We start from the raw sequence: 24,327 nt of genomic DNA on the forward strand, positions 1-24,327 counted from the left end.
CCCAATAGGGCAATCGAACGAGAAGCCCCCACTTCAAGCGTTAGCTAAGTGGAGGAAGTATGTCACAGAATACAAAAGAATATGCATTATTTGCGCCAGCGGTGATGGAAGTGGAACGGGTATATGCATCCGCTCCTGCAATGTGCGCGGTAGGATGCAGAAAGGCATTGGAATTGGCGGTAAAATGGGTCTATTCTGCGGATAATACGATGCAAATGCCGTACAAGGACAATTTGCAGTCCCTGATTCATGAGCCGAGTTTCCGTTTCTCGGTTGATTATAATACATGGGGGAAGCTGCCGTTTATTGTGAAGCGGGATATTGTGATTATGTCCTGTTTGGAAAGGATGGCAGCCCTCTGGCGGTGGTGGAAGCGAAGCGCACCAGCAAGGATCCGAATGTTGGTCGGAAACAGGTTATGCTGTATGCGGACTGTTTAGAGCGGAAGTTTGGCCGCAGACCGATGATGTTTACGACGAATGGATTTGAAACGTATTTCTGGGATGACAAGACTTCTCCACAGCGTCCGGTCAGTGGCATTTTCGGAGTTTATTAACGATCAGTCATTGAACCAACGGCAGATCAATTTTGTTCATAAGATTATTAATCATATGGAGCAGAATGGGTATATGGAGAATGTGGCTGTTTTGCAGAAGCCTCCGTTTGATAAGCCAATTAGTTTTTTAAAGCTGTTTGATGTGAGAACGAGAACAGCGCTTATGAAAGCGATTAATGATGTCCGGGAGAATGCGGTTACAGTGGCGGGATGATGAAAAAATGACAGGAGACTGCGGAGGCAGTCAGTATAGAAGAATGAAAGAAGCGAACGACTGCGTATTGTGTTAGAAATAGACAGTCGTTTGCTTTTTGAACGTTATTTTTTCTTTTTAAAATATCGCAGTGCCACCGCATACCCATAGAGCACCGCCGGTATAACGATCGTGCAGAACAGCGATGCCAGCAGCAGATTTTCTGCCAGTGGACTGTCCATCAGGGCGAAGATGATGGAAGAGACGTAGAGGGCGATTAGGATAACAGCACCTGTCAGCGCCAAAATGCGTTTTGATTTCATATATGGTATCCTTTCTAATTTTATAACTCTATAAAAAAGAGTGATTGGAATTTGCAATCATTTTTATATTGTTTCAAAGGCAGATTGGATATTGCCGTCTTTGATGAAATGCCTTTTATTTTATTATTATAAAGGATGTAAGAATTTTTTTCTATACTTTTCATTTGCGGTGCGGTAAAATAAGAAGAGATGTGGCAACTGTTCACAGTTTTTTGCTTAATTATGAACAAGAAAGGGGAGGCACACGATGAATTGGAAGAAAAAATTTATGTGGGCAGCATCCTTTTTAGTATCCCTGTTTGTTTGTGGGACAGCGCTGGCGGCAGGTAACGATGCGTCTGCGGACACCTCGGCGCAGGGCAAGGAAGAAAATCAAGTTTACAGGTTCGGCATCGAAAATAATGCCAATGATATAACGGAGACAGAGGCATCGGCGGCAGAAAGTGGCGCGGCTGGTTTTGAAAATAAAGAAATGTATCTGTATGAGGGCGAGTGGGTCGGAGACGGCGAGGACTGGCAGTACCGCCTGACGGATGGCAGCTTTTTGAAAGCGTCCTGGCTGAAATCGAATGGTCACTGGTATTATCTGGGAAAAAGCAGCTATATGCAGCGGGGACTCCGGAAAATCGGCACAAACCGTTATTATTTCGCCGAGAGCGGCGCGATGATGACTGGCTGGATTTATGAGGAAGAGACAGATCAGTGGTATCATGCAAATGAGGATGGGGCACTGACGACCGGCTGGTATCAGGCAGGAAATGCCTGGTATTGGTTTGATTCCAAATGTGTTATGTTCAGCGGCGGAAACCGGATGGTAAACGGGCATAAATATTATTTCTTTGACAATGGTCAGATGGCGGCGGATCAGTACGTGGAACTCAACTACTACGATGCAAATGGACTGCGCGACCGGACGCATGATGTGCGTTTGATGGGAAAACGGCGTCCGTCGGACAGTGAAAAAGAACAGATTACGAAAGAACTGGCGGGCGTTCCAAGAGAGTGGATCAAACGATTTGCAGAATCAGGCTGGGAGCTGATGTACTACACAGACAAGGCATACTTCTCAGCACCGAAAACAGAGGAGGGTATCTATTTTGTCAATTATGATACAGATGTGCATTACAAGAAAATCAAATTTTCTAAACCGCAGGGACTTGCGATGGCATTCGGCGAGTTCGCTGCGTCGGAACTAAGCGACGAAGAAACCTCACGTGCCCTGACGGATTTCGAGCGATATCTGGCTGGCAGTGGACTGGTGCAGCCACTTCCATCCTACTTTGACGACAAGCCGGAGATGCAGTTCGGCAGCTTTTTCGCCGCCTGCTGTGACGAAGATGTCCGAGCTGACATCCGAAAAAACAGTCCGGAATTATACAAATATGTCGTAAAGCTAGGATTCTGGCAGGAAGGACAAAAACCAGACGAAGCCGAAGGGAGCGAGATGAACTCCGATCCTGAACTTTCTGGAAGTGGGAATGGACCCGCTGGGGATGAAACTTTGAAGACGAAGAGTGGTCCGGCATCTCAAAATTAAAAACAGGATAAACCTAAGAAAAGGGAGTGCCTCTGGGGTGGTAGCTCAGAGCTGTTTCCGCATATGTTTGTACACATCTTGAACACACGTGTCCGAATGGAGCGGACGTACGTCCGATACAGGCGAACGCGTGTAGTGAAAGCAAGCGAACAAACATATGCAGGAAAGCAGCGGCGAGTTACCACCCCAGGGGCACTCCCTTTTCGTGGCAATTAGAAACCTTTCTGAAAGCTCTTTACTCCGCCAATTCCTCCCACTTCTCATACAATCCCTCTAACTTTGCATTCAGTTCTTCCTTCTCTTTATTCAGTTCCATCAAACGCGGAACATCGGAAAAGACAGTCTCATCGCAGAGAAGCGCATCGATCTCCTGATCGCGGGTTTCAAGGGTGTGGATTTCTTCCTCGACGCGTTTCAATTCATTCTGTTTCTTACGAAGCCGCGTCTGTTCTTCCTTCTGTTGTTTCCAGTCCAATTTGCCGGAGGAAGCGCTGGCTGCCGCCTGAACTGCAGCGGTCACGGCAGAAGCGGACGAAGCAGCAGAGGTGCCAGTGCCATTTCCAGAAAGAGCAGTCGGATTTGCGCCTGCCGCAGCGGTCAGATGGCTGGAAGTCCCTGTGTTTCCGGCTCCGGAAGATTTTGCAGAGCGGCTGGCTGCCTGTGCGGCGGAAGCCAGATAGGCTTTCTCCTGCGTCTCCTTCTTTTCCAGATAATAATCGTAGTTTCCAATATAATTAATCAGTGTTCCCATCGTCAGATCGAGAATCCGGGTCGCAGTTTTGTTGATGAAATATCGGTCATGGGAGACGTAGAGAACGGTTCCGGTATAATGAACCAGCGCGTTTTCCAGAATCTCCTTCGAGGCGATATCCAGATGGTTGGTCGGCTCATCGAGGATCAGGAAGTTCGCCTCCGAGAGCATCAGCTTCGCCAGGGAAACACGTCCGCGTTCGCCGCCGCTCAGATCGCGGATGCGCTTAAAGACATCGTCGCCGGTGAAGAGAAATGCCGCCAGCACATTTCGGATCTGCGTGTTGTTCATATCCGGGTAGGTGTCCTGCAGCTCGTCAAAGAGCGTCTTGTCCATGTGCAGAACCTGGTGTTCCTGATCGTAGTAACCGATATGCACCTTGGAACCTAACCGGATCTCGCCGTTGTCCGGGGTCAGAAGACCGTTGATCATCTTGAGAATTGTGGTCTTGCCGGTTCCGTTGTTGCCGATGATGGCGATGCGCTCGCCGCGTTTTACCTCAAAGTTCAGATCCGTGAAGAGTGTCATGCCGTCGAAACTCTTGGCAAGCTCACGGACGGAGAGAACGTCATTTCCGCTGGTGACGCACGGTTCCAGTGTAATGTGCATTGCGTCGTTGATTTCGGTTGGTTTTTCCAGAAGATCCATCTTGGAAAGCATTTTTTCACGGCTCTCGGCGCGCTTGATGGATTTCTCACGGTTAAAGGATTTGAGTTTGGTGATAACCTCCTCCTGATGGCGGATCTCCTGCTGTTGGTTTAAGTAAGCCTTGAGCACACCGGCGCGGATGATCGCTTTTTTCTCGCTGTAGGCGGTGTAATTGCCCTGGAAAGAGGTGGCGATGCCGCCGTCCAGCTCGACGATCTTGGTCACGACGCGGTCCAGAAAATAGCGGTCGTGGGCAACGATGATAACCGTCCCGGCGTAGTTCATCAGATAGGTTTCCAGCCACGCGATGGATTCCATGTCGAGGTGGTTGGTCGGCTCGTCCAAAAGGATGATATCCGGTTTGGAGAGCAGGAGCTTACCGAGGGAGACGCGCGTTTTCTGACCGCCTGAAAGTTCGGAAACCGGTTTGGAAAATTCTTCCTCGACAAAGCCGAGTCCCTTTAAGACACCGGTGATCTCGCTCTGCCATGCGTAGCCGTTTAAAAGTTCAAATTCATGGTTTAAGCGGCTGTAAGTGTTGAGCATCGTCTCGAGCTTTTCGCCCTCGGCGTGCTTCATCTGGAGTTCCAGCGTGCGGATCTGCTGTTCCATTTCCAGAATCGGACGTTTGACCTCCAGAAGAGAGTCATAAATGGTGGTCTGGCTATGCAGATCCTGGTGCTGTGCCAGGTAACCGAGGGTTTTGCCCTTGGCGATGGTCACGGAGCCCTCGTCTGCTGCGAGTTCTCCGACAATTATTTTTAAAAGAGTCGATTTACCGGCTCCGTTGATGCCGACGATGGCAGCTTTTTCGTGATCTTCTACATGAAACGATACGTGTTTGAGGATTTCCTCTGTACCGAATGCTTTTGAAATATTGCTGCAAGATAAAATCATAGATTCCTCCTGTGGTTGTATCCATGTATTTCGGTTAAAAATATACCGTCAATCTCAAATTATAATATAAATAAAGAAGCAATGCAAGAATGAGAACGGTTAATGGCTGTTTCTGGTCAGAAAATTTTGCGAAGTACAATGTAAAATCCCTCATATGAAATAAAAAAATTGACAATTATTTATCATATGACTATAATAAATTTATCAGATTGTCCGAAGGTTTGCGTAAACCATATGGACAACGTTAGAGGAAAGAAAGGTGGAAGAAAGCCGTGGAACAGAAAGAGATATCTAAAGCGGTCATTTCTAGGCTACCCAGATACTATCGTTACTTGGGCGAATTGCTCGAGGAGGGAGTAGAGAGAATCTCATCGAATGATTTGAGTATCCGCATGAAGGTGACAGCGTCCCAGATTCGTCAGGATCTGAACAATTTCGGCGGATTTGGTCAGCAGGGATATGGTTATAATGTAAAGTATTTATATTCGGAGATTGCCCGGATTCTGGGAATTGACCGTCAGCATAACCTAATTATTATCGGTGCGGGAAATCTGGGTCAGGCGATCGCGAATTATACAAATTTTGAGCGGCGTGGTTTTTTAATCAAAGGCATGTTTGATGTGAATCCGCGTCTGGTCGGCCTGGTAGTCCGTGGAGTGGAGATCCGCGGTATTGAGGATCTGGAACAGTTTATCAAGGACAATGAAGTGCAGATCGCAGCGCTGACGATTCCGAAGTCGAAAGCGCCGGAGATTGCGGATCGGCTTGTCAAAGCCGGAATCAAGGCGATCTGGAATTTTGCCCATACAGATTTACAGGTTCCAGATGACGTTGTGGTGGAAAATGTCCATCTGTCGGAGAGCCTGATGCGCCTTTCTTACCGCGTATGCAGCATGCAGGATCAGAAAGCGAGAGAAGAAGCGCAGAGAAAGCAGGAAGAGGCAGCTGATGCCGGAGAAACAAAATGATCGTCGGAATTGGTACGGATCTGATAGAGATAGAGCGAATCAAAAAAGCCTGTGAAAAAGAGGCTTTTTTGGTGCGTGTATATACAGAAGAAGAGCGTCGGCAGGCTGGGGGAAAGGTGTCCCGGCTCGCCGGCGATTTTGCGGTAAAAGAGGCAGTCTCGAAGGTGTTTGGAACAGGCTTTCGGGGCTTTGGACTGCTGGATATAGAAGTGCTCCGGGACGAGCTTGGAAAACCGTGGGTGCGGCTTCACGGGGGAGCGAAAAAACTTGCGGACAGCCTAAAAATCACCCGGATTCACGTGTCGATCACGAATACAGGCAGTCTTGCATCCGCTTACGCAGTCGGAGAGGGGGAATGGAAATGAGACGTCTGGTGACAGGAAAACAGATGAAAGAGATAGATGGATATGCAATCCGGAAAGTGGGGATACCCTCTCTGGTACTGATGGAGCGAGCGGCGCTGGCGGTTGCAGACGAGATGGAAAAACGGTATGGAAAGCTTTCAGGGCAGAGGCTTCTGGTATTTTGCGGAACGGGCAATAACGGTGCGGACGGCGCGGCGCTGGCTAGGATTCTCTTTCTGCGCGGCGCGCTTCCGACGGTGCTCACGGTCGGTGACAAGGCGCACTGGACGGGGGAGATGACCTGCCAGGTGGCGATTGACCGGAATCTGGGGATCCCGGTGGAGGCATTTGAAAATTATGTGCCGGGGCATGTGGAGATCATGGTAGATGCGATCTTTGGCGTGGGTCTTTCCAGAGAGGTCGGCGGTGAATTTGCCGAGGCGATCCGTTTTATGCGGGAGCAGGAGCCAAAGGCGGTAGTTGCGGTTGATATTCCGTCCGGCGTCAGCTCAGAGACAGGGGCGGCGCTTGGCGAGGCAGTTGAGGCGGATCTGACCGTTACTTTCGGCTATGAAAAGCTGGGAATGGTGTTCTATCCGGGACGGAAGCTGTGCGGCGAGATTGTGATTGCCGACATCGGATTTCCGGCGTATACAAAATATGAAGGGCATACCTATTTTGCCTATGATCCGGAGGATCGGAGCCAGATCCCGAAACGGCGGGCAGACGCCAACAAGGGAACGTATGGAAAAATCCTGATCGCAGCCGGTTCGGAGGGGATGTGCGGCGCAGCGTATTTGAGCGCCCTGGCCGCGTACCGGATGGGCGCGGGACTTGTGAAGATCCTGACCGTCCGGGCAAATGTGCCGATTTTGCAAAATCTCCTTCCGGAGGCGATCCTGACGCCGTATGATCCGGAACAGGCACAGACGGATCCGGCAGGTTTTAAGAGCCTGGTGGAACAGGAGTGCGGCTGGGCGAGCGCGATTGTGCTGGGACCGGGACTGGGAAAGGAAGCCCATGTCGCAAGTCTGGTGCAGAACGTGCTGCTTTCCGCCTATGTGCCGATCATTGTGGATGCGGATGGATTAAATGCTGTCGCACAGCATCCGCATTTGTCCGGGTATTTTACGGAAAATGTGATCGTTACTCCGCATCTGGGAGAGATGGCGCGTCTGACGGGACGCTCGATTGAGGATCTGAAACGGGATCTGGTCGAGTCAGCGGTGCGGTATGGCGAAGAAAAAGGCGTGACCTGCGTGCTCAAGGATGCTGTGACGGTGACGGCGGGGCGCGATGGCAATGTGTATATCGGCGACAGCGGCTGCGCCGCGATGGCAAAGGGCGGTTCCGGCGATGTGCTGACCGGTGTGATTGCCGGGCTTCTGGCGCTGGGATTTTCAGAGGATGAAGCGGCGGCGCTCGGCGTGTTCCTGCACGGAAGAGCTGGGGCGGCAGCTGCCTGTAAAAAGGGAGAGCATTCCGTGCTGGCAAGAGATATCGCGGACTGTCTGCTTGAAAAGATAGATTGAAAATAAAAAGGATGACAAAAAGATGGAAAAAGCATATACAATGGCAGAAGAACCATATACCCGGATTTATGCGCGGATTGACCTGGATGCGATTGTGAAAAATATGGAGGCGATGCGCGAAAATCTTCCGGTAAAAACGAAGATGATCGGCGTTGTTAAGACGGATGGTTACGGTCACGGGGCTGTCCCGGTGGCGAAGACGATCGCGCCGTTTGTCTGGGGCTATGCGGTGGCAACCTTGGAGGAAGGACAGAACCTGCGCCGCCACGGCATTGACAAACCGATTCTGGTGCTTGGCAGCACGCACCCGCGCCATTTCGCGGAATTGATTGAGGGCGATATTCGTCCAGCGATCTTTGAGGAAGACAAGGCAGAGCTGCTCTCAAAACTTGCGGTTTCGATGGGAAAGACGGCGAAAATGCATATTGCGCTCGATACCGGCATGGGACGAATCGGATTTCACCCGGATGAAAATAGCCTGAAAGAGATAGAGCGGATTGCAAAGCTTCCGGGCATTGAGATCGAGGGAATGTTTACACATTTTGCGCGTGCTGACGAGGCGGATAAGGCATTTACCCATTTACAGTATGAGCGGTACCAGAAATTCCATGAAGGTCTGGAAGCTGCAGGCGTTCATATTCCGATGTGCCACTGTGCGAACAGTGCAGCGATCATGGAGCTGCCGCGGATGGGACTGGATGCGGCGAGAGCCGGTATCACGGTATACGGTCTGTATCCGTCGGATGAGGTAGAGCGGAACATGAAGATTTACCCGGCGATGGAGATCCGCAGCTTTATTACCTATGTTAAGGAAGTGGAGCCGGGCACGCCGATCAGCTACGGCGGAACCTTTGTGACGGACCGTCCGATGCGGATCGCGACGATTGGCGCCGGATACGGCGATGGCTATCCGAGAAATCTCTCTGGAAAGGGTTATGTCCTGATTCATGGACACCGCGCACCGATTCTGGGACGCGTCTGCATGGATCAGTGCATGATCGATGTGACCGATATCCCGGAGGCTGCCGAGGACACGCGGGTAACGCTGGTCGGACGCGACGGGGACGACGAGATCACGATGGAAGAGCTGGCGGAATGGAGTGGCGGTTTCCACTATGAGATCCCATGCGTGCTTGGAAAACGTGTGCCGCGCGTGTACGTGAGAGGTGGAAAGATCGTCGGGAAAAAGGATTATAATGATGATCGGTATGAGGATTTTATGGAGTAAAGCCGGTGTTTGAACCATTTAGAAAAAGGATTCATAAGATAAAGTAGATAGCTTCGGCAAAGCCTGGAACCCGGACTGCCGGATGCATTTATGGGACGACCCGCGTATAGGCGGTGTAAATCTGTCCATACTAACGGTATAAACGGACTGTGAAGCTGTGAAAGTACAAAGCAGTTATTTATATCTTAAAATAGTTTGGACGGAGTGTGAATCGAGTGATTATCAGACGAGGAGATATTTATTACGCAGATTTAAGACCGGTCATCGGCTCAGAGCAGGGCGGCGTCCGCCCGGTGCTGGTCATCCAGAATGATATCGGCAACAAGCACAGCCCGACCGTGATCTGCGCGGCGATCACATCAAAGATGAACAAAGCCAAGCTGCCGACGCATGTGGAATTAAACACGCGCCGCTGTGCGATGGTGAGGGATTCGGTCATTTTACTGGAACAACTCCGCACGATCGATAAGCAGCGGCTGAAAGAGAAAATCTGTCATATCGACGGGGCGCTTTTACAGGAGGTGGACCGTGCGCTGAAGGTCAGTCTGGAACTGGATACATAAAATCAGCCGCGAACCCCTTGTCAAGCATACAGAATGGTGTTAAAATAGTTAAGATGCAGCTTTTTAGTGCCGAAATCGGCGTGATATAAAAGCTGATGAGCGAAAAGATACAACAAAGAAGATAGAAAGAGGAGTGTTATTTTATGTCAGGACATTCAAAGTTCGCCAATATTAAGCACAAAAAAGAGAGAAACGACGCAGCAAAGGGAAAAATCTTTACCGTTATCGGTCGTGAGATTGCCGTAGCTGTTAAGGAAGGTGGTTCGGATCCGGCAAACAACAGCCGTCTGCGTGATGTGATTGCAAAAGCAAAAGCGAACAATATGCCGAACGATACCATCGATCGTGGTATCAAGAAAGCAGCCGGAGATGCAAACTCTGTCAATTACGAGAATCTTACATACGAGGGATATGGTCCGAATGGCGTCGCTATCATCGTAGATACCCTGACCGACAACAAGAACCGTACCGCAGCGAATGTCCGCAGCGCATTTACCAAGGGCGGCGGAAACGTAGGTACTCCGGGCAGCGTGTCCTTCATGTTTGATAAAAAAGGTCAGATCATCATCGACAAAGAAGAGTGCGAGATGGATCCGGATGAGCTGATGATGCTTGCACTGGATGCAGGAGCTGAGGATTTCTCCGAGGAGGAGGACAGCTACGAAGTGATCACCGCACCGGAAGATTTCTCTGCAGTCCGCGAGGCGCTGGAGAAGGCTGGCGTTCCGATGATGGAAGCAGACGTTACCATGATTCCGCAGAACTGGGTAGAGCTTACCGATGAGGAATCCATCAAAAAGATGCAGAGAATCCTGGATCTTCTGGATGAGGATGATGACGTACAGGCTACTTACCATAACTGGGATGAGTAATTGATATCATATTTGATATAGATTTAAAAAAATAAAGATACGATTCATATAAAAACTGTCGCTGGAATACAATGGCGAGCTGGACTTTTCAAAGAAGAGGGCTGGCAACCGGATGTATTTGGCGGCAGTTTTTGTGTAATAGGAATTTCCTTGGAGACACATTCGTTTTTATTTTGCAAATTTTATGGAAGCGTGAAAGAAAAAAATACCATGTCCGGCAGCAATAAACTTGCCTGAACATGGTATTTATTCGTATTTTATCTACTAGTTGCTTGTATAATGATAGCTGTCTAACAGCTGTGCCTTCATATGCCACAGCTCGTTGGAGAGATCCACATGAATCTCATGCGGGTTTACCAGACGGCGGGACTCATCCCACAGCGTCTCCTGTTCTTTCTTGCAGTATTCGCGGATGTCCATAACCTTTGGAGACTCGTAAACGCATTCGCCGTTTTTGAAGATTGGAACGAGAAGTTCGCGCATGGTGTAGGTGCCCGGCGCGAGGTGTGTCTTTTTCCATGTCTCGATCGGATCGAAGAGCAGAAGGGAATTCTTCTCATCGAACTCTTCATCCACGAGACAGATCAGATCTGCGATAATCTTGCCAGTCTCCTTGTCATAGATTCGCTGGATGGTCTTGTTGCCCGGATTGGTAACCTTTTCTGTATTTTCCGAAAGCTTGATCTTCGGGATAAATTTGCCTGTGTGACGGTCCATGATGGCAGCCAGCTTATAAACGCCGCCGAAGGAAGGGCAGTCCTTGGAGGTAATGAGGTTTGTGCCGACACCCCAGGACGTGATGGCAGCGCCCTGAATCTTCAGGCTGTCGATCAGGTATTCATCCAGATCGTTGGAGGCGGAGATGACTGCATCCGGGAATCCGGCGTCATCCAGCATCTTGCGGGCTTTCTTGGAAATATATGCAAGGTCGCCGCTGTCGAGGCGGATGCCGTAGAAAGTCAGCGGGATACCGGCGTCGCGCATCTCCTGGAAGACGCGGATCGCGTTCGGAACACCGGAACCCAGGGTATCATAGGTATCGGCTAACAGGATGCAGGCACTCGGATAGAGCTTTGCATAAGCGCGGAACGCAGTCAGCTCATCCGGGAAACTCATGATCCAGCTGTGTGCGTGGGTTCCCTTGACCGGAACGTCAAATAGTTTTCCGGCCAGTACATTGGAAGTGCCGATACAGCCGGCGATCATGGCAGCGCGGGCGCCATAGGTACCGGCGTCAGCACCCTGCGCGCGGCGAAGCCCAAACTCCATGATTCCGTCCCCGCGTGCGGCGAAGACGATACGGGAGGTTTTGGTCGCGATCAGGCTCTGGTGGTTGATGATATTTAAGATGGCAGTCTCAACCAGCTGTGCTTCCATGATCGGCGCGATGACCTTGACGAGGGGCTCACGCGGGAAGACAACAGTGCCTTCCGGGATTGCGTAGATGTTACCCGAAAATTTGAAATTGTGAAGATATTCGAGGAAATCTTCATCAAAAATGCCGAGTCCGCGTAAGTATTCGATGTCGGCATCATCGAAGTGAAGATTTTTCACATAGTCAATGACCTGCTCTAAGCCGGCGCAGATGGAAAACGCATTTCCATCCGGGTTTGTGCGGTAGAACGCATCAAAAATGACGGTTTCGTTGGCATCTTTCTCCCGGAAATAGCCCTGCATCATCGTCAGTTCATACAGGTCGGTCAATAGGGTAAGGTTTCTTGGCTCCATAATATTCTCCTTTGTTGCGAAAGACGGCTGCGGGCACGTCCTTCTTTTTATATATAGTATACTTCATTGTTTATATTTGCAATGAATGTCTGTGTCTGTTTTTTAAAGTAAAGACAGACATATTTTATATACTATACCATAAAATCAGGGGAATGGCAAAATAATGATAATTTTATAACATGTGAATCATATCCGAAACATTCCTTGACAACCATCTGGAAAAAAGATACAATGTCCATGTTAGTGATTTGATTACTAATTATGATAGGAAAAGCAATGATGGAGACAGTAGCGCCGCAGGGAAAGCGGGAGCGAGGCAGGGACGGTGAGAGCCTGCTGTGAGTAAGGCGGATGCGAAGATCACTCCGGAGCTTCGGGCTGAACCATTTTTGGAAGTCTGAGCGCCGTTTCTGACAGCGCCCGGAAGGAAAATTCAGTAAGTACCGACGGTTTCCTCCGTTATAGGGAGCGCATATAAAGGTATGCAGTAATAGGTGGTTAAAAGCAAGTGGGCCCTTGTCCTGTTACAGGATGGGTCCATTTTTATTTCATAGAAAAAGACATTCTATGAAATAAAAACTTTATTTCATATTTTTAGGAGGAATTTATCATGTACAACAAAGTTCCGGCAAACATGAATTTCGTGGAACGTGAAAAGAACATTGAGAAGTTCTGGGAAGATGAGCAGATTTTTAAGAAGAGTATCGACAGCCGTAAGCAGGGACCGACCTATACATTCTATGACGGACCGCCTACCGCAAACGGCAAGCCGCACATCGGACACGTGCTGACTCGTGTTATCAAGGATATGATTCCGAGATACCGCGCGATGAAGGGCTACATGGTTCCGAGAAAGGCTGGATGGGATACCCACGGTCTTCCGGTTGAGCTGGAAGTAGAGAAGATGCTGGGACTGGACGGCAAGGAGCAGATTGAGCAGTATGGTCTGGAGCCGTTCATCGAGCACTGTAAAGAGAGTGTCTGGAAATACAAAGGAATGTGGGAAAAATTCTCCAACACCGTTGGTTTCTGGGCAGACATGGAGCATCCGTATGTTACCTACCACAACAGCTTCATTGAGTCTGAGTGGTGGGCATTAAAAGAAATCTGGAACAAGGGACTTCTTTATAAGGGCTTCAAGATCGTACCGTACTGCCCGCGCTGCGGCACCCCGCTGTCCAGCCATGAGGTGGCACAGGGATATAAGGACGTCAAAGAGCGTTCTGCGATTGCTAAATTCCCGGTAAAGGGCGAAGATGCATACATTCTTGCATGGACAACCACCCCGTGGACACTTCCGTCCAACGTGGCGCTCTGTGTAAATCCGGACGAGACATATGTAAAGGTAAAAATGAAAGAGGATGGCACGGTTTATTATATGGCGCAGGCGCTGTGTGATACCGTTCTGGGCGAGGGCACTTACGATGTCCTGGAAACCTTTGTCGGAAAAGATCTGGAATATAAAGAGTATGAGCCATTATTTGACTATGCCGTAGCAACCTGTGAAAAACAGCATAAGAAAGCATTCTACATTGTCTGCGATAATTATGTAACACTGACCGATGGTACCGGTGTCGTACACATCGCGCCGGCATTTGGTGAGGATGACTCCAAGGTCGGCAGAAAATATGACCTTCCGTTCGTACAGTTGGTAGACGGCAAGGGCGAGATGACGAAGGAGACTCCGTGGGCTGGTATGTTCTGCAAGAAAGCCGATCCGGAGGTTCTGAAAGCATTAAGAGAAAGCGGACTTCTGTTCTCTGCACCGGTATTTGAGCATAGCTACCCGCACTGCTGGCGCTGCGATACACCACTTATCTACTATGCACGTGAATCCTGGTTCATCAAGATGACCGCAGTCAAGGATGACCTGATCCGCAACAACAACACGATCAACTGGATTCCGGAGAGCATCGGTAAAGGGCGTTTTGGTGACTGGCTGGAGAATGTCCAGGACTGGGGCGTGAGCCGTAACCGTTACTGGGGTACTCCATTAAATATCTGGGAGTGCGAGTGCGGCTGCCAGCACGCGATCGGAAGCCAGGCAGAATTAAAATCTATGAGCCCGAACTACACGGACGTTGTGAAAAAATATGCAAAAGAGATGGATCAGGAGGCAAATGGAGAGGTTGAGCTTCACCGCCCATTCATCGATGATGTGACGATCACCTGCCCGAAGTGCGGCAAACAGATGCACCGTGTACCGGAGGTTATCGACTGCTGGTTTGATTCCGGTTCCATGCCATTTGCACAGCATCATTATCCATTTGAAAATAAAGAACTGTTTGAGCAGCAGTTCCCGGCAGATTTCATCTCCGAGGCGGTTGATCAGACGCGTGGATGGTTCTACTCCCTGTTAGCTATCTCGACCCTGATCTTTAACAAGGCGCCGTACAAGAATGTTATCGTTCTGGGGCATGTCCAGGATGAGAACGGACAGAAGATGAGTAAGTCCAAGGGCAACGCGGTTGACCCGTTCGATGCACTGCAGACTTACGGCGCTGACGCGATCCGCTGGTATTTCTACATTAACAGTGCACCGTGGCTGCCGAACCGTTTCCACGGAAAAGCCGTTATCGAGGGACAGAGACGTTTCATGGGTACTCTCTGGAATACCTATGCATTCTTTGTACTCTATGCGAATATTGATAATTTTGACGCAACCAAATATACGCTGGAATACGATAAACTTCCGGTTATGGACAAATGGCTGCTGTCTAAGTTAAACAGCCTCATCAAAGAGGTGGACGACGATCTGGGCAACTACCGCATTCCGGAGGCTGCAAGAGCGCTCCAGGATTTCGTCGATGATATGAGTAACTGGTATGTCAGAAGAAGCCGTGAGCGTTTCTGGGCGAAGGGCATGGAGCAGGATAAGATCAATGCGTACATGACACTCTACACCGCACTGGTAACCGTAGCGAAGGTAGCGGCTCCGATGATTCCGTTCATGACCGAAGACATTTACCAGAATCTGGTTCGCAGTCTGGATAAAGAGGCACCGGAGAGCATCCATCTGTGCGACTTCCCGGTTGCAAATGAGGCGCACATCGACAAGGATCTGGAAGCGAAAATGGAAGAAGTCCTGAAGGTTGTCGTTCTGGGTCGTGCAGCAAGAAATACTGCTAATATCAAGAACCGTCAGCCGATCGGACGTATGTTCGTGAAGGCAGAGACCGCTCTGCCGGAGTTCTATCAGGAAATCATCCAGGATGAGCTGAATGTGAAGAAAGTAGAGTTCACGGATGATGTCCGCGCATTTACCTCCTACAGCTTCAAACCGCAGCTTCGTACCGTTGGACGCAAGTATGGCAAGTATGTAAACGAGATCAAAGAGATTCTTGCAGGTCTGGACGGAAATCAGGCGATGGATACCTTAAATGAAACCGACCTTTTAAGCTTTGAGACGCAGGATGGTACAAAGGTAGAGCTGGCAAAAGAAGATCTTCTGATTGACATGGCACAGGTACCGGGCTTTGTATCTGAGGGTGACAATTTCGTTACCGTTGTTCTGGACACCAATCTGACACCGGAACTCATTGAAGAGGGCTTTGTCCGCGAGATCATCAGTAAGATTCAGACGATGCGTAAGGAAGCCGGTTTTGAGGTAATGAACCATATCAACGTCTTCCAGGACGGAAATGATAAACTTGCAGAAATTTTAAAGAACCATACAGAGGAAATCAAGAAAGAGGTTCTGGCTGATAATATCCTGATTGGCACCATGGGCGGATACACAAAAGAGTGGGATATCAATGGCGAAAAAGGTATGTTTGGTGTTGAGAAAACGACTGACTGATGTGCCTGGCGGGAAACCGTGATACTACGAATATTAGGAGGACAGGATGCGCGAGATCAGCAAAGAAGAGTTTAAAAAGAGTATTATCGAAAATGTAAAGAACCAGTACCGCAGAACGATCGACGAGGCGACACCGCAGCAGATATTTCAGGCTGTGTCCTATGCGATCAAGGATGTGATTATCGACGACTGGATTGCAACTCAGAAGCAGTTTGACGAGACAGGCGCAAAGAAGGTATATTACCTTTCTATGGAGTTTCTGATGGGACGTGCGCTTGGTAACAATATCATCAACCTGGGTGCGAAAAAAGCAGTGAAGGAAGCACTGGAAGAGCTGGGTTTTGACCTCAATGCGATTGAGGATCAGGAGCCGGATCCGGCACTTGGAAACGGCGGTCTGGGGCGTCTGGCAGCATGTTTTCTGGATTCCCTGGCAACTCTTGGTTATCCGGCTTACGGCTGCGGCATCCGTTACCATTACGGTATGTTCAAGCAGAAAATTAAAGACGGCTACCAGGTGGAGGTGCCGGATGAGTGGCTGAAAAACGGTTATCCGTTCGAGCTTCGCCGCCCGGAGTATGCGACCGAGGTTAAATTTGGCGGTTATGTCAAGACCGAGTGGGACGGTGAGCGCAACCATTTTGTACAGGAAGGTTATCAGTCTGTTCTGGCAGTTCCGTATGATATGCCGATTGTCGGCTACGGCAACAACGTAGTCAACACCCTGCGTATCTGGGATGCACAGCCGATCGACACGTTCAGCCTTTCTGCATTTGACAAGGGTGATTACCAGAAGGCGGTCGAGCAGGAGAATCTGGCGAAGAATCTGGTTGAGGTCCTTTATCCGAACGACAACCACTATGCGGGTAAAGAGCTGCGTCTTAAACAGCAGTATTTCTTCATTTCTGCCAGCTTACAGGTTGCTCTGAAGAAATTCAAAGAGACAAACGATGATATTCACAAACTGCCGGAGAAGATCGTATTCCAGATGAACGATACGCATCCGACCGTGGCAGTTGCTGAGCTGATGCGCCTGCTCCTGGATCAGGAAGGCTTAAACTGGGATGAGGCGTGGGGTATCACAACAAAATGTTGTGCATACACCAACCACACTATCATGGCAGAGGCGCTGGAAAAATGGCCGATCGAGCTGTTCTCCCGCCTGCTTCCGCGTGTATACCAGATTGTGGAAGAGATCAACCGCCGTTTTCTGATCGAGGTACAGAATAAGTACCCGAATAACTATGAGAAAGTTAAAAAGATGGCGATCATCTTTGATGGTCAGGTCAAGATGGCACATCTGGCGATCGTAGCCGGATATTCCGTCAACGGTGTGGCAAAACTTCACACCGAGATTCTGAAAAATCAGGAGCTGAAAGATTTCTACGAGATGATGCCGGAGAAATTTAACAATAAGACAAACGGTATCACCCAGCGTCGTTTCCTGCTGCATGGCAACCCGCTTCTGGCAGACTGGATCACGGAGCAGATTGGCGACGAGTGGATTACCGATCTTCCGCACCTGGCAAAATTAAAAGTATACGTCGATGATCCGAAATTCCAGCAGGAATTTATGAACATCAAGTACCAGAATAAACTGCGCCTGGCAAAATACATCAAGGAGCACAACGGCATCGACGTTGATCCGCGTTCCATTTTCGATGTACAGGTAAAACGTCTCCATGAGTACAAGAGACAGCTTTTAAATATTCTTCATGTAATGTACCTGTATAACCAGCTCAAAGACAATCCAAACATGGATATGGTTCCGAGAACCTTTATCTTTGGTGCGAAAGCAGCGGCAGGTTACCAGATTGCCAAGAAGACGATCAAACTGATTAACTCCGTAGCAGATGTTATCAACAATGATAAATCCATCAATGGTAAGCTGAAAGTTGTGTTTATCGAAGATTACCGCGTTTCCAACGCAGAACTGATTTTTGCGGCAGCGGATGTCAGCGAGCAGATTTCCACCGCCAGCAAGGAGGCGTCCGGTACCGGCAACATGAAGTTCATGCTGAACGGTGCGCTGACGTTGGGCACGATGGATGGTGCGAACGTGGAGATCGTAGAGGAGGTAGGCAAGGAGAACGCATTTATCTTCGGTCTGAGCGCTGACGAGGTTATCAATTATGAGAACAACGGCGGTTACAACCCGGAGGAGATCTTCAACACCGACCAGGATATCCGCCGCGTGCTGATGCAGCTCATCAACGGCTACTATTCACCGCAGGATCCGGAGCTGTTCCGCGATATTTACAATTCTCTGTTAAATACAAAGAACAGTGCCAAGGCAGATACCTACTTCATCCTGAAAGATTTCCGTTCCTATGCGGAAGCACAGAAACGCGTCGAGGCAGCTTACCGTGACGAGAACTGGTGGGCGAGAGCAGCCATGCTCAACACAGCAAGCGCTGGTAAATTCTCCTCTGACCGTACCATCGAGGAGTATGTGCGCGACATCTGGCACCTGGAGAAGATCCATGTGGACGATGATGATGTAAAGGCACTGTAAAAGGAGTAAAAAGAGGGAGGACACACTATGAGAGGATACAGAAAAAGACCGGGGACACAAGGATTTTCGGTTCCTCTTGTGTGTGCTTCCCTCTTTTTTATCATTTCGCTGTTTTTGTTTGCTTCTTATAAAAACAGCGCCTATCAGCAGGCGAAAAAGGAAATCTATTCGCTTTATACGGCGAACCGGGCGTTTGATCTGGATGAGGTGTATCAGGACGGTCTGACGGCGATCTATGCGAAAGAGTATGGAAAGACGGCAACCGAGGCTGGATGCGAGGCGCTGGAGCAGACGGGGCTTCCGTATGTCCTTTTATTATCGCAGTTTTCCGCACTGGTGGAACGCGTGTATGTGACGAGCTGCCAGCTGAGCGAGACGGGGCGGGAGAAGAAGGCGCGGACGTATGACTACACGGTTTCGGTGCGTTTCTGCCTGGAAAAAGGCGATGAGATGCTGGCACCGGAGAAGACGATGGACTTTCATGGAACTGTGGTGATGAAGAAAAAGGGATGGTTCCGCTGGCTGCTGGATGGTGTGACGCTGGGGGAGTAAAAGAATGATAGAGGGGAAACCGGAAGAGACTGCAAAGGGCGGCGGAGGAGAAGCCGGAGCGTAGACTTGTGATATTTTTTGAGTGCCTGTCATAAGATAAGGAAGGCAGAGAAAAGAAGCAGGTTTGTAAGGCATTGAAACCATAAGTTTACTGGTATGGCAAAACAGAAAATGCGTGAAACCGTACTGGAACAGTCAAAACAGGAGAACCGAAATGAAGAAGAGAACTGCCGCCGTACTGGCGGCTTTTTTGATCCCATATATCACAACACTGGCAGTTTCCGGGCGTGTGCAGGGGGCGGATGGAGGAAAAATCGGAGGAAATTCAGATAGAACATCTGGATGGGAAAGTCAGACGGATGGTCGGAAGATCCTTCTGGATCGGGAGGATGGCGGCCGCAACAACGGAACCGGGTATGCTGTCCCGCTGGAAGAATATCTGATCGGTCTGACTGCAGTGCAGATTCCGGACGGCTATCCGAAGGAAGCAGTCAAGGCACAGGCAATTCTGGCGCGGACAGCGCTGTACCGGGAGATGGACGGGGCAGATTCGATCGAGGAATCGGCGCTAGATATGGATTATCTGGAGCCGGAGCAGATCGAGAGCCGGTTTGAGGCGGCTGGAATGCCGGAATATTACCAGACGATCTGTGGGGCGGTGCGGGAGAGCGCAGGACAGACGGCGATCTGGGCTGGGGATTATATTGAGCCGCTGTTTCATGCAGTGAGCGCGGGGCGGACGCGCGAAGGGGATGAGGCGCATCCGTATCTGGCGTCGGTTGCGGCAAAGGAGGATGAGGGCGCTGGTGGCTACCTGACGCGGCAGGGCATGACACGGGAAGAACTGAAAAAACGTCTGGAAGAAGGACTGAATGCATTGGGAGAACACCCGGATCTGGAAAATCTGGAAGAAGAGCGGATTCTGGAGGAGATTCAGATCGTGAAACGGGACAGCGCCGGTTATGTGGAAACCGTGCAGATTGGGGCGGAGACGTACAGCGGGGACGCGGTGCGCTATGCGTTAGGCGTGCCGTCGCCAGCTTTTTCCCTCGAGGAAGACGGGGACGAAATCCGCTGTGTTACTTATGGGCGCGGGCATGGTTACGGGTTGTCGCAGTACGGGGCAGGACTCATGGCGGAGAATGGGAGCAGCGCGGAAGAAATTTTAAAGCATTATTTTAAAAATATTCAAATCGTTTCTGAATAAAACGATTCACTTCGGCAAGACTAATACCGAGGTGATAAACGTGAAAAATAAAGTAAGACAGTTATTCAGGGACAAACTTGTTCTGGTAATGACAGTGCTTGGTCTGCTGACAATCGTAGCCGCAGCAGGAACCGTAAAAATTCGAAAAGATAATGCGCAGGATGGAAGAAATCCGTATCTGGATGTGCCGCAGACGGAGGGAATCCTGGCGGAAGAGATGCCGCAGAACCGTTTAGAAGAAAACGACGGACAGGCGGAAACACGCGCACAGGTGGCAGGAAGTTCGGACGCCTCGTATTCGGTCAATAACCGGGATGAAGCTGATCAGAAGCCGATGGAGGAGGAAAAAGAGAGCAGTCTGGGAGCCGGAGCAGCTGCCGCACGCGCACTTTCCTACAATGGAACCGATCGCTTAAGCTGGCCGGTCCAGGGCAATGTAATTCTCGATTACAGCATGGATTCGACCATCTATTTTCCGACGCTCGATCAATACAAATGCAATCCGGCGCTCATTATCCAGGGCGATGTGAGTGAGCCGGTCGCCGCACCCGCCGAGGCGCAGGTAACCGAAGTCGGTTCCAATGAGGAGATCGGCAATTATGTTGTGCTGGATCTGGGAAGCGGCTACACGGCGGTCTGTGGACAGCTCAAAGACGTTCAGGTGGCGCAGAAGCAGTATGTGGCAAAAGATACGATACTCGGATATGTGGCAGAGCCGACCAAATACTATTCGATTGAGGGAAATAACGTATATTTCGAGCTGATGCACGACGGAGAACCGGTGGATGCGCTGGATTATCTGGAATGACAGGCTGAAATGCTGTTTATGATGCGCCTTGCAGTCTGGTTCTGGCTGTGGCAGAAATTGGAAATGAAGGGATAAGTTTGTGTTTTGTGACAGGTGGTTTTGAAACAGAAAGCTGCTGTATGAAAACATGAAGACAGGGAATTTTGTTGACTTGAAGCAAGGCGGGCAGCTAATTTGCTCCGCCTTGTTTTTCTGCCAATATTTGATATACTATAAGTAAAGTACGAATATTTTCAAAGACTAAAGGCTGCCAATGTAGGTTATAAATAAAAGTTACCATAAATTGAACGATTTAATAAGGAGGACAAAGATGGAACAGGAACTGCTGAAGAATAATTTTGAACGTCACGGATTTAAAACGAGTTTCTTTGATACAAAGGAGGCTGCGTTGGACTATCTGAAAGATCAGATTTCCGGGAAAAAAGTTGCGATAGGCGGAAGCGTGACGGCACAGGAGATGGGACTTTATGAAGCACTTTCCGAGAAAAATGAGGTGATCTGGCACTGGAAAAAGGTGGGGCGCGAGACGCTTGTGGAAGCGAGAAGTGCCGAGGTGTACATAACCAGCGCCAATGGTGTTTCCAAAACCGGAGAACTGGTCAATATCGATGGAACCGGAAACCGCGTGTCGCAGACCTTATTCGGACCGGAAAAAGTATATTTTGTCATTGGAAACAATAAAGTCTGTCCGGATTTGACATCTGCGATGGAACGTGCAAAACAGATCGCAGCACCGAAGAACGCAGCCCGTCTGCAGGTCCAGACCCCGTGTGCGAAAACGGGCGTCTGCGTAGACTGCAACAGCCCGGCACGGATTTGCCATTCGATCGTGATCCTGGAGCGTCCGAGCAATGGGATGGAAGTAGAGGTTGTGTTTGTGGATGAGGAGATGGGTTATTAGGAGTGGAATATAGTTACTGGTCACGGGCATGAACAGTACCGATTATAGAAAAATTTGATGGAAAAATAAGGATTTCTTTATATCTTTTTTGGACGGATTTGGTATAATCAAGAAGAACGAAGGCAGATTTGAACGAAAATATACAAAATCTACAGATACGTATGGGGGACGTATGGGGAAAGATGAAAGGAGAACAGGCAAACCATGAATATATTATTTTTTCTGACACCGAAAAGTGAAGTCATTTATGTGAATGAGGAGGACACGGTTGGGCAGGCAATGGATACGATGGAAAAGTACAAGTATTCTGCGGTACCGATCATCACGAAGGCAGGGCGTTACGCAGGGACATTAACCGAGGGCGACCTGCTGTGGGGACTCAAAAATAAGACAGATCTGGTGCAGAAAGGACTGGAAAAAGTGCGGATCACTGAGATTCCACGCCGTTCCGATAATCAGCCGGTACTTGTCAATGCGGATATGGAAGATCTTCTGGGAAAGATCATGAACCAGAATTTCGTGCCGGTGCTGGATGATCAGAAAAATTTTATCGGTATTATTACCAGAAAAGATGTTATCAGTTACCTTTGTAAAAAATAGTACATAATGATCGCTCTGTTTTTCAGCGGCGATCGCATTTATATATTTCCTGCATAAGATAAAGTATAATTGCTTTTGTAGGAGAATGAAATATGAATGGTTATCAGGATAACTCCAGCCGGAAAAATGCCTGCCGTTCGGGAATGCCTCTTATGTCATGCCCGGTGGCAGGCATTTCTGGCAATCGCTGCATAAATACCGCACCGCCAACCTGTCCGCCGGAAATACCTTGTGCTGGTTCGGTGCATCCTGTTTCGGAAAATGGGGCATTTTGCCCGCAGGGGCCAGAAATCCGACCTGCCCGCCCGTATCCGCAGACAGGAGGAAACAGACCGCCGCAGACATTTCTGGGAGGCGGAAATTATCCGGTCGGCATGGGATATGTACCGATTCAGTCCTGGCAGCAGCCGTATGCGCTGGAAACTGCATTCAGGCGGGGAACTATTTTTCCGGATCTGGATCTGCCGTTTATGATGGGAGGTGCCTGCTGATGAATGAGACTGCCAGAAAATTGATGAAACGGATTGATGATGCCAGCTTTGCAATGGATGATGTGATTCTCTATCTGGACACTCACCCGGATGACAGGAATGCGCTGAATTATTACCGGTATGTGGTGGCACTTCGGAAAGAAGCTGTTAAAGCGTATGAGGCATCGTTTGGACCGCTCACGATCGAGGATGCGGACGATGCATGCACATGGTCCTGGCTTACAGAGCGCTGGCCGTGGGAAGGGGAGGTGTAGCGTATGTGGAGATATGAAAAAAGATTACAATATCCAGTCAATATCAAGACGCCGAATCCGAAGATCGCGCAATATATAATGAGCCAGTATGGCGGTCCTGACGGCGAAATCGGAGCCTCTATGCGCTACCTGTCCCAGCGGTATACGATGCCTTATAAGATGCAGAAAGGACTTCTGACCGACATCGGAACCGAGGAACTCGCCCATATGGAGATGATTGCCGCCATTGTCCAGCAGCTCACGCGCAACCTTACTCCGGCACAGATCGAGTCATCCGGGTTCGGACCATACTATATTGACCACACCACGGCAATCTGGCCGCAGGCAGCAGGCGGAATCCCGTTCAATGCGTGCGAGTTCCAGTCGAAGGGCGATGCGATCACGGATTTATATGAGGATATGGCAGCAGAGCAGAAAGCCCGCACAACCTACGACAATATTCTCCGCGTGGTCAAAGATCCGGAAGTATGCGATCCGATCCGTTTTCTGCGCGAGCGGGAGATTGTACATTTTCAGCGGTTTGGTGAAGCTTTAAGAAATGTACAGGATCACCTGAGCAGTCGTAATTTCTATACGTTTAACCCAGAGTTTGATAAAGTGAAAGCGAAGGGATAAAACAAAAACCTCCGTAAACAATGTCAAATTCATTCTTTACGGAGGTTTTCAAACCAGCACCGAGTACGGATAAATCCTTACTGGATGTAAGGGGATTACCCATAAGTATATTGTAGTAGTGATGAGTTAGGTGTGCCAAATTTTTTATCAAGATACAGAACTAGTGTTTGCCAAGTGTGGGGGCATATGGTATAATATAAACATGGAAAAAGATATATTTACTATTAAGAGAAATACACTTTCATATGGTAGAGGATATGTGTATTCTTTGCAATATCATCTTGTCTGGTGCACGAAATATCGAAAACAGGTCCTGAAAAATGGGATAGACGCAGAATGTAAAAAAATGTTGTATGGGCTTGCGGAGGAATACAAATTTAAGATTTTGGCGATGGAGGTTATGCCAGATCATATTCATTTACTTCTGGATTGCAAACCGCAATTT

The 24,327-nt window shown here is 49.2% G+C and carries 23 protein-coding genes; 20 read left to right on the forward strand and 3 right to left on the reverse strand.

The window, feature by feature from the left end; translation table 11 throughout:
- The first annotated feature begins 286 nt into the window (after positions 1 to 286).
- Complete coding sequence (locus PUQ60_RS11470; RefSeq protein ID WP_273419876.1) at positions 287 to 556, forward strand: type I restriction endonuclease; 270 nt, start codon at positions 287 to 289, stop codon at positions 554 to 556.
- Entirely contained in the window at positions 504 to 770 is a 267-nt protein-coding gene (locus PUQ60_RS11475; RefSeq protein ID WP_022359312.1) for a type I restriction-modification enzyme R subunit C-terminal domain-containing protein, read from the forward strand. Before PUQ60_RS11470 ends, PUQ60_RS11475 begins: the two co-directional genes overlap by 53 nt.
- A 104-nt stretch (positions 771 to 874) precedes the next feature.
- Here PUQ60_RS11475 and PUQ60_RS09755 read toward each other — a convergent pair whose 3' ends face one another.
- Entirely contained in the window at positions 875 to 1,072 is a 198-nt protein-coding gene (locus tag PUQ60_RS09755; protein ID WP_022359311.1) for a hypothetical protein, read from the reverse strand.
- Positions 1,073 to 1,319: 247 nt separating this feature from the next.
- Between PUQ60_RS09755 and PUQ60_RS09760 the strand changes: the two genes are divergently transcribed.
- A complete protein-coding gene (locus PUQ60_RS09760; RefSeq protein WP_273380250.1) occupies positions 1,320 to 2,609 on the forward strand; it encodes an N-acetylmuramoyl-L-alanine amidase family protein in 1,290 nt (429 codons plus the stop codon).
- A 235-nt stretch (positions 2,610 to 2,844) separates the two neighbouring features.
- Here the strand turns inward: PUQ60_RS09760 and PUQ60_RS09765 are convergent, their stop codons facing one another.
- A complete protein-coding gene (locus PUQ60_RS09765; RefSeq protein ID WP_273380252.1) occupies positions 2,845 to 4,905 on the reverse strand; it encodes an ABC-F family ATP-binding cassette domain-containing protein in 2,061 nt (686 codons plus the stop codon).
- A gap of 272 nt (positions 4,906 to 5,177) precedes the next feature.
- Between PUQ60_RS09765 and PUQ60_RS09770 the strand changes: the two genes are divergently transcribed.
- From PUQ60_RS09770 to PUQ60_RS09795, 6 genes are all read left to right on the forward strand, one after another.
- A complete protein-coding gene (locus PUQ60_RS09770; RefSeq protein WP_118523102.1) occupies positions 5,178 to 5,873 on the forward strand; it encodes a redox-sensing transcriptional repressor Rex in 696 nt (231 codons plus the stop codon).
- Entirely contained in the window at positions 5,870 to 6,238 is a 369-nt protein-coding gene (gene acpS, locus PUQ60_RS09775; protein WP_117795193.1) for a holo-ACP synthase, read from the forward strand. Before PUQ60_RS09770 ends, acpS begins: the two co-directional genes overlap by 4 nt.
- Complete coding sequence (locus PUQ60_RS09780) at positions 6,235 to 7,749, forward strand: NAD(P)H-hydrate dehydratase (protein ID WP_118653408.1); 1,515 nt, start codon at positions 6,235 to 6,237, stop codon at positions 7,747 to 7,749. The genes acpS and PUQ60_RS09780 overlap by 4 nt, the downstream gene beginning before the upstream one ends.
- A gap of 22 nt (positions 7,750 to 7,771) precedes the next feature.
- Positions 7,772 to 8,977, forward strand: a complete 1,206-nt coding sequence (gene alr / locus PUQ60_RS09785) for an alanine racemase (RefSeq protein WP_273380256.1) — start codon at positions 7,772 to 7,774, stop codon at positions 8,975 to 8,977.
- A 215-nt stretch (positions 8,978 to 9,192) separates the two neighbouring features.
- Positions 9,193 to 9,540, forward strand: coding sequence for a type II toxin-antitoxin system PemK/MazF family toxin (locus PUQ60_RS09790; RefSeq protein ID WP_106999700.1), 348 nt, complete (start codon positions 9,193 to 9,195; stop codon positions 9,538 to 9,540).
- Positions 9,541 to 9,683: 143 nt separating this feature from the next.
- A complete protein-coding gene (locus tag PUQ60_RS09795) occupies positions 9,684 to 10,412 on the forward strand; it encodes a YebC/PmpR family DNA-binding transcriptional regulator (protein WP_022360132.1) in 729 nt (242 codons plus the stop codon).
- 264 nt (positions 10,413 to 10,676) lie between these two features.
- Here the strand turns inward: PUQ60_RS09795 and PUQ60_RS09800 are convergent, their stop codons facing one another.
- Positions 10,677 to 12,140 carry a nicotinate phosphoribosyltransferase gene (locus PUQ60_RS09800; protein ID WP_022360131.1) on the reverse strand — a complete coding sequence of 488 codons (1,464 nt, stop codon included), beginning with the start codon at positions 12,138 to 12,140 and terminating at the stop codon, positions 10,677 to 10,679.
- Positions 12,141 to 12,750: 610 nt separating this feature from the next.
- Between PUQ60_RS09800 and ileS the strand changes: the two genes are divergently transcribed.
- From ileS to tnpA, 11 genes are all read left to right on the forward strand, one after another.
- Entirely contained in the window at positions 12,751 to 15,939 is a 3,189-nt protein-coding gene (gene ileS, locus PUQ60_RS09805) for an isoleucine--tRNA ligase (protein WP_022360130.1), read from the forward strand.
- Positions 15,940 to 15,985: 46 nt separating this feature from the next.
- Positions 15,986 to 18,454 (forward strand): glycogen/starch/alpha-glucan phosphorylase, encoded by a 2,469-nt coding sequence (locus PUQ60_RS09810; protein WP_022360129.1) that lies wholly within the window; start codon positions 15,986 to 15,988, stop codon positions 18,452 to 18,454.
- 27 nt (positions 18,455 to 18,481) lie between these two features.
- Entirely contained in the window at positions 18,482 to 19,006 is a 525-nt protein-coding gene (locus tag PUQ60_RS09815; protein WP_273380262.1) for a hypothetical protein, read from the forward strand.
- A 214-nt stretch (positions 19,007 to 19,220) separates the two neighbouring features.
- Positions 19,221 to 20,213, forward strand: coding sequence for a SpoIID/LytB domain-containing protein (locus PUQ60_RS09820; RefSeq protein WP_273380264.1), 993 nt, complete (start codon positions 19,221 to 19,223; stop codon positions 20,211 to 20,213).
- A gap of 40 nt (positions 20,214 to 20,253) precedes the next feature.
- Positions 20,254 to 21,021 carry a M23 family metallopeptidase gene (locus tag PUQ60_RS09825; RefSeq protein ID WP_106999706.1) on the forward strand — a complete coding sequence of 256 codons (768 nt, stop codon included), beginning with the start codon at positions 20,254 to 20,256 and terminating at the stop codon, positions 21,019 to 21,021.
- A gap of 310 nt (positions 21,022 to 21,331) precedes the next feature.
- The gene (locus tag PUQ60_RS09830) at positions 21,332 to 21,922 is read left to right on the forward strand and encodes a lactate utilization protein (RefSeq protein ID WP_022360125.1); all 591 of its coding nucleotides are present in this window, start codon (positions 21,332 to 21,334) and stop codon (positions 21,920 to 21,922) included.
- Positions 21,923 to 22,126: 204 nt separating this feature from the next.
- The gene (locus tag PUQ60_RS09835) at positions 22,127 to 22,522 is read left to right on the forward strand and encodes a CBS domain-containing protein (protein ID WP_022360124.1); all 396 of its coding nucleotides are present in this window, start codon (positions 22,127 to 22,129) and stop codon (positions 22,520 to 22,522) included.
- A gap of 92 nt (positions 22,523 to 22,614) precedes the next feature.
- Positions 22,615 to 23,013, forward strand: a complete 399-nt coding sequence (locus tag PUQ60_RS09840; RefSeq protein WP_243099926.1) for a spore coat associated protein CotJA — start codon at positions 22,615 to 22,617, stop codon at positions 23,011 to 23,013.
- A complete protein-coding gene (locus PUQ60_RS09845; protein WP_022360123.1) occupies positions 23,013 to 23,267 on the forward strand; it encodes a spore coat protein CotJB in 255 nt (84 codons plus the stop codon). The genes PUQ60_RS09840 and PUQ60_RS09845 overlap by 1 nt, the downstream gene beginning before the upstream one ends.
- Before the next feature lie 3 nt (positions 23,268 to 23,270).
- Complete coding sequence (locus PUQ60_RS09850; RefSeq protein ID WP_117795208.1) at positions 23,271 to 23,882, forward strand: manganese catalase family protein; 612 nt, start codon at positions 23,271 to 23,273, stop codon at positions 23,880 to 23,882.
- 202 nt (positions 23,883 to 24,084) lie between these two features.
- On the forward strand, positions 24,085 to 24,327 hold a 243-nt coding region (tnpA, locus tag PUQ60_RS09855; protein ID WP_273482954.1), incomplete at its 3' end, for an IS200/IS605 family transposase.

Source organism: Clostridium sp. AF02-29, assembly GCF_934835585.1.
In the GTDB taxonomy this organism is placed as follows: domain Bacteria; phylum Bacillota; class Clostridia; order Lachnospirales; family Lachnospiraceae; genus Otoolea; species Otoolea fessa.

Coding starts and splice junctions, on each gene's coding strand:
- PUQ60_RS11470 (WP_273419876.1), top strand. CDS start 287: ATGGGGGAAGCTGCCGTTTATTGTGAAGCGGGATATTGTGATTATGTC.
- PUQ60_RS11475 (WP_022359312.1), top strand. CDS start 504: ATGACAAGACTTCTCCACAGCGTCCGGTCAGTGGCATTTTCGGAGTTT.
- PUQ60_RS09755 (WP_022359311.1), bottom strand. CDS start 1,072: ATGAAATCAAAACGCATTTTGGCGCTGACAGGTGCTGTTATCCTAATC.
- PUQ60_RS09760 (WP_273380250.1), top strand. CDS start 1,320: ATGAATTGGAAGAAAAAATTTATGTGGGCAGCATCCTTTTTAGTATCC.
- PUQ60_RS09765 (WP_273380252.1), bottom strand. CDS start 4,905: ATGATTTTATCTTGCAGCAATATTTCAAAAGCATTCGGTACAGAGGAA.
- acpS (WP_117795193.1), top strand. CDS start 5,870: ATGATCGTCGGAATTGGTACGGATCTGATAGAGATAGAGCGAATCAAA.
- PUQ60_RS09780 (WP_118653408.1), top strand. CDS start 6,235: ATGAGACGTCTGGTGACAGGAAAACAGATGAAAGAGATAGATGGATAT.
- alr (WP_273380256.1), top strand. CDS start 7,772: ATGGAAAAAGCATATACAATGGCAGAAGAACCATATACCCGGATTTAT.
- PUQ60_RS09795 (WP_022360132.1), top strand. CDS start 9,684: ATGTCAGGACATTCAAAGTTCGCCAATATTAAGCACAAAAAAGAGAGA.
- PUQ60_RS09800 (WP_022360131.1), bottom strand. CDS start 12,140: ATGGAGCCAAGAAACCTTACCCTATTGACCGACCTGTATGAACTGACG.
- ileS (WP_022360130.1), top strand. CDS start 12,751: ATGTACAACAAAGTTCCGGCAAACATGAATTTCGTGGAACGTGAAAAG.
- PUQ60_RS09810 (WP_022360129.1), top strand. CDS start 15,986: ATGCGCGAGATCAGCAAAGAAGAGTTTAAAAAGAGTATTATCGAAAAT.
- PUQ60_RS09815 (WP_273380262.1), top strand. CDS start 18,482: ATGAGAGGATACAGAAAAAGACCGGGGACACAAGGATTTTCGGTTCCT.
- PUQ60_RS09820 (WP_273380264.1), top strand. CDS start 19,221: ATGAAGAAGAGAACTGCCGCCGTACTGGCGGCTTTTTTGATCCCATAT.
- PUQ60_RS09830 (WP_022360125.1), top strand. CDS start 21,332: ATGGAACAGGAACTGCTGAAGAATAATTTTGAACGTCACGGATTTAAA.
- PUQ60_RS09835 (WP_022360124.1), top strand. CDS start 22,127: ATGAATATATTATTTTTTCTGACACCGAAAAGTGAAGTCATTTATGTG.
- PUQ60_RS09840 (WP_243099926.1), top strand. CDS start 22,615: ATGAATGGTTATCAGGATAACTCCAGCCGGAAAAATGCCTGCCGTTCG.
- PUQ60_RS09845 (WP_022360123.1), top strand. CDS start 23,013: ATGAATGAGACTGCCAGAAAATTGATGAAACGGATTGATGATGCCAGC.
- PUQ60_RS09850 (WP_117795208.1), top strand. CDS start 23,271: ATGTGGAGATATGAAAAAAGATTACAATATCCAGTCAATATCAAGACG.